Here is a 5,168-nt window from a genome sequence, read left to right as displayed (position 1 = left end):
CCGCGGCGAGGCCCTGGCCTGGGGGCTGGGCCGTGCCGAGGTCGGCGAGATCGACACGCTCAACATCCGCGAGGCGACCTTCCTCGCCATGCGTCGCGCCCTGGCGGCGCTGAGCCCGCCGGCGGATTTCGCCCTGGTGGACGGCCGCGAGTGCCCGCCGCTGGACTGCCCGGCGGAGCCGGTCGTCGGTGGCGACGCCGGCGTCCCCGCCATCGCTGCGGCCTCCATCCTCGCCAAGCAGGCGCGGGATGCGGAGATGGTGGCGCTGGAGGAGGCCCATCCCGGCTACGGCTTTGCCCGGCATAAGGGCTACGGCACCCGCGAGCATCTCGCCGCGCTGGCCCGGCTCGGGCCCTGTCCGCTGCACCGCCACTCGTTCCGCCCGGTCCGCGAGGCGGCGGAACGATTGGTCCGGGACACCACCGGCAGTACACTCTGAGGGGGCCCTGCGCCCCGCACGACATGCCCCAACGAGGTCGACCGACCGATGACTGCGCGCTTCGTACACCTGCACCTGCACACCGAGTTCTCGCTCATCGACGGCGTGGTCCGCATCAAGCCGCTGATGGAGGCCTGTGCGAACGCCGGTATGCCCGCGGTGGCCATCACCGACCAGGGCAATCTCTTCGGCATGGTGAAGTTCTACCAGGCGGCGCTGGCGGCCGGGGTGAAGCCGATCATCGGCGCGGACATCCGCATCGCTGATCCGGCGTCGCCGGAGGGACATGCCCGGGCGACGCTGCTGTGCGCCACGGACGCCGGCTACGGTTCGCTCACACGGCTGCTCACCGAGAGCTATCTCCACGGCCAGGACAGCGGCATCCCGCTGGTGGAGCGCGACTGGCTGGCGCGCTGGCCGGAGGGCCTGATCGTGCTCTCCGGCGGCCGCGAGGGCGACGTCGGACGTTCGCTGCTCGCCGGCCATGACGACGAGGCACGTGAGCGGCTGGCCTTCTGGCAGGAGCACTTCCCCGGGCGTTACTACCTGGAGCTCCAGCGCACCGGCCGCCCCGGTGACGAGGATCACGTCCACGCCGCGGTGGCCCTCGCCGCGGAGACCGGTACGCCGGTGGTGGCGACCAACGACGTGCGCTTCCTGGAGGTGGGGGACTTCGAGGCCCACGAGGCCCGGGTGTGTATCCACGACGGCCGGACCCTCGACGACAAGCGCCGGCCGCGGCACTACAGCCCGGAGCAGTACCTGCGCACGCCGGAGGAGATGGCCGAACAGTTCGCCGACATCCCCGAGGCCATCGAGAACACCGTCGAGATCGCCCGGCGCTGCAACCTGACGCTGACTCTCGATCAGAACGTCCTGCCGGAGTTCCCGGTGCCCGAGGGCATGAGCATCGACGAGTACCTCGCCGCCGAGGCGCGGCAGGGGCTCGAGCGGCGCCTGGAGCGGATCATCACCGCGGACGACCCGGACCCGGCGGCGACCCGGGAGCGCTACGAGTCGCGGCTGAGGCACGAGCTCGGCGTGATCGAGCAGATGGGTTTCCCCGGCTACTTCCTCATCGTCGCCGACTTCATCCGTTGGGCGAAGGAGAACGACATCCCGGTGGGGCCGGGGCGTGGCTCCGGTGCCGGCTCCCTGGTGGCCTACGCACTGGACATCACCGACCTCGACCCGCTGCGCTACGACCTGCTCTTCGAGCGCTTCCTCAACCCCGAGCGCGTGTCCATGCCCGACTTCGACGTCGACTTCTGCATGGAGAAGCGCGATGCGGTGATCGAGTACGTCGCCGAGAAGTACGGCCGCGACAAGGTCTCGCAGATCGCCACCCACGGCACTATGGCCGCGCGCGCGGTCGTGCGCGACGTCGGTCGCGTGCTCGGCCATCCCTACGGCTACGTGGACCGTATCGCCAAGCTCGTGCCCTTCGAGCTGGGCATGACCCTCGACAAGGCGCTGGAGCAGGAGGAGGACCTCCGGAACCTCTACAACGACGACGAGGAGGTCCAGACCCTCATCGACATGGCGCGCAAGCTCGAGGGCATGTCGCGCAACGTCGGCAAGCACGCCGGCGGCGTGGTGATTGCGCCCTCCGCGCTCACCGACTTCGCGCCGCTGTACTGCGAGCCCGGTGGCGGCGGTCTCGCCACCCAGTACGACAAGGACGACGTCGAGGCCGTGGGCCTGGTGAAGTTCGACTTCCTTGGCCTGCGCACGCTCACCATCATCGACTGGACGGTGAAGGCGGTGAACGCCATCCGCGCCGAGCGCGGCGAGGCGGCGCTGGACATCTCCGCCATCCCGCTGAACGACCGTGACAGCTTTGACCTGCTCAAGGCGTGCAAGACCACGGCGGTCTTCCAGCTCGAGTCCCGGGGCATGAAGGACCTCATCCGGCGGCTGCAGCCGGACAGTTTCGAGGACATCGTCGCGCTGGTGGCCCTGTTCCGCCCCGGCCCGCTGCAGTCCGGCATGGTCGAGGACTTCATCGACCGCAAGCACGGGCGCACGCCGGTGGCGTATCCCACCGCCGAGCTCCACCACGACGACCTGGAGCCGATCCTCAAGCCCACCTACGGTGTCATCCTCTACCAGGAGCAGGTCCAGCGTATCGCCCAGGTGCTCGCCGGCTACAGTCTCGGCGGTGCCGACCTGCTGCGCCGCGCCATGGGCAAGAAGAAGGCCTCCGAGATGGCCAAGCAGCGCGAGCTGTTCATGGCGGGGGCGACCGAGCGCGGCCTGTCCCACGACCACGCCGAGGCGATCTTCGACCTGATGGAGAAGTTCGCTGGCTACGGCTTCAACAAGTCCCACTCCGCCGCGTACGCGCTGCTCTCCTACCAGACCGCGTGGCTCAAGGCCCACGAGCCGGCGCCGTTCATGGCGGCGGTGCTGTCCTCGGACATGGATAACACCGACAAGGTGGTGACCTTCATCGAGGAGTGCCGCTCCATGGGCCTGTCCGTGGAGCCGCCGGACGTCAACCGCTCGGACTGGATGTTCCGTGCCCGCGACGACCGCACCATCGTCTACGGCCTGGGCGCGGTGAAGGGCGTCGGCCACGCCGCCATCGAGGGCCTGATCGCCGAGCGCGAGGCCAACGGCCCCTTCGAGGACCTCTTCGACCTGTGCGCCCGCGTCGACCTGCGGCGGCTGAACAAGCGCGTGATCGAGGCGCTGATCCGCTCCGGCAGCCTGGACAGCATCTGCGAGAACCGGGCGACGGCCATGCACTATCTCCCCGAGGCGCTGCAGGCCGCGGAGCAGACCAGCCGCAATGCCGCCACCGGCCAGGACGACCTCTTCGGCCTCGGCGGCTCCGGCGGTGACAGCGAGGCCGCGGTGGCCGTCCCGCGCCCGCCGCAGCCCGAATGGGAGGAGCAGGAGCGCCTCGCCGCGGAGAAGGAGATCCTGGGGCTCTACCTCACCGGCCACCCCATCGAGCAGTACGAGCCGGACATCCGCTCCTTCGTCACCGGCCGGCTCAACCAGCTGGCCACCGGCAACGGCGTCACCGCCACCGCTACCGGCAATGGCAACGGCGGCGGCCGGCGCCGCTCCGGGGAGAACCGCGTCACCGTGGCCGGGCTGCTGGTGGGCATGCGCGTGCGCGTGACGCAGTCCGGCGGGCGCCTGGCCGCACTCACCCTGGACGACCGCACCGCGCGGCTGGAGGCGGTGCTCTTCCCGGAGACCTACGAGCGCTTCCGCCACCTGCTGGTCAAGGATGCGCTGCTGGTGGTGCAGGGCGATCTCGGCTACGACGAGTTCAGTGACGGTTACCGTGTTTCCGCGGAGACGGTCATGGACATCGGCGAGGCCCGCGAGCGCTTCGCCCGCCGGCTGGTGCTCGGTGTCGACGCCGCCGGTGCCGGCAATGGCTTCGTGCCGGCCCTGCGCGACACCCTGAGCGCCTATCGCGACGGAAAATGCCCGGTTGTGGTGGACTACCACGGCAACGATGCCCGGGCCGCGATCCGGCTCGGCGAGCAGTGGCGCGTGCGGCCCACCGACGAGCTGCTCCGCCGTCTCGGCGGGCTGACGGGCGAGGGCGCCGTCCGCGTGGAGTATTGAGCCACGGTGCCGCAGGGCATGGCGATGCTGTGAATCGCCATGCCTCCGCCGCCGGCGCTGGCGTGTTATAGTCGTGCGCCTTGTGTCGGCAGTGTTGCGGAACGGGCAGCGATGAGTCTGAATTTTCTCGAATTCGAGCGTCCCATTGCAGAGCTCGAGGCCAAGATCGAGGAACTGCGCTACGTCGGCGACGACGCCGATGTGAACATCAGCGAGGAGATCGCGCGGCTCCAGGCGAAGAGCCGGCAGCTCACCGAGCAGATCTTCTCCAGCCTGACCCCCTGGCAGATCGCCCAGCTTGCCCGCCATCCGCAGCGCCCCTACACCCTCGACTACGCCGAGCGGCTGTTCACCGATTTCGAGGAGCTCCACGGCGACCGCAGCTTTGCCGACGACCCCGCCATCGTCGGCGGGCTCGCGCGCTATCGCGGCGAGCCGGTGATGGTGATCGGCCAGCAGAAGGGCCGCGACACCCGCGAGAAGATCCGCCGCAACTTCGGCATGCCGCGGCCGGAGGGCTACCGCAAGGCGGAGCGCCTCATGGAGATGGCCGAGCGTTTCCGCATGCCGGTGCTCACCTTCATCGACACCCCGGGGGCGTATCCCGGCGTGGACGCGGAGGAGCGTGGCCAGAGCGAGGCCATCGCCCACAACCTGCAGGTCATGTCGCGGCTGCGCACGCCCATCGTGTGCACCGTCATCGGCGAGGGTGGCTCCGGCGGCGCGCTTGCCATCGGCGTGGGCGATCGCGTGCTGATGCTCCAGTACAGCACCTACTCGGTGATCTCCCCGGAGGGCTGCGCCTCTATCCTGTGGAAGGACTCCGAGCAGGCCCCCGCCGCCGCCGAGGCCATGGGCATCAACGCCGAACGCCTGCGTGAGCTCGGCCTGGTGGACGAGGTGATCACCGAACCGCTGGGCGGCGTCCACCGCGACTGGAGCGCCGCCGCTCAGGCCCTCGACGGCGTGCTCCACGAGCAGCTCTCCACGCTGCGGGGGCTGTCCACCGAGGACCTGGTGGCGCAGCGCTACGAGCGGCTCATGGGGCTGGGCCGCTTCCGCGAGTGATCCCGTGATCCCGCTCGGGCCGGACGTCTTTGCCGAGGCGGTCCGCCGGCTCGTCGGGGATTGCCCCCTC

At 70.0% G+C, this 5,168-nt stretch carries 3 protein-coding genes; all 3 read left to right on the top strand.

The features are described 5' to 3' along the window. On the top strand, nt 1-439 hold a 439-nt coding region (locus tag G7A99_RS14730), incomplete at its 5' end, for a ribonuclease HII (RefSeq protein ID WP_163141462.1). A gap of 48 nt (nt 440-487) precedes the next feature. Then, nucleotides 488-4,030, top strand: a complete 3,543-nt coding sequence (dnaE, locus tag G7A99_RS14725; RefSeq protein WP_163141459.1) for a DNA polymerase III subunit alpha — start codon at nt 488-490, stop codon at nt 4,028-4,030. A 111-nt stretch (nt 4,031-4,141) separates the two neighbouring features. Beyond that, nucleotides 4,142-5,098 carry an acetyl-CoA carboxylase carboxyltransferase subunit alpha gene (locus G7A99_RS14720; protein ID WP_163141456.1) on the top strand — a complete coding sequence of 319 codons (957 nt, stop codon included), beginning with the start codon at nt 4,142-4,144 and terminating at the stop codon, nt 5,096-5,098. Nucleotides 5,099-5,168 lie beyond the last annotated feature (70 nt).

The sequence above is a fragment of the Arhodomonas sp. KWT genome, assembly GCF_010993615.1.
Note: the sequence above shows the minus strand (reverse complement) of the source record. Positions and strands in the feature narration are given on the sequence as shown.

Bases quoted from the DNA above. Each gene is read 5' to 3' on its own strand.
- dnaE (WP_163141459.1), top strand. From the start codon at position 488: ATGACTGCGCGCTTCGTACACCTGCACCTGCACACCGAGTTCTCGCTC.
- G7A99_RS14720 (WP_163141456.1), top strand. From the start codon at position 4,142: ATGAGTCTGAATTTTCTCGAATTCGAGCGTCCCATTGCAGAGCTCGAG.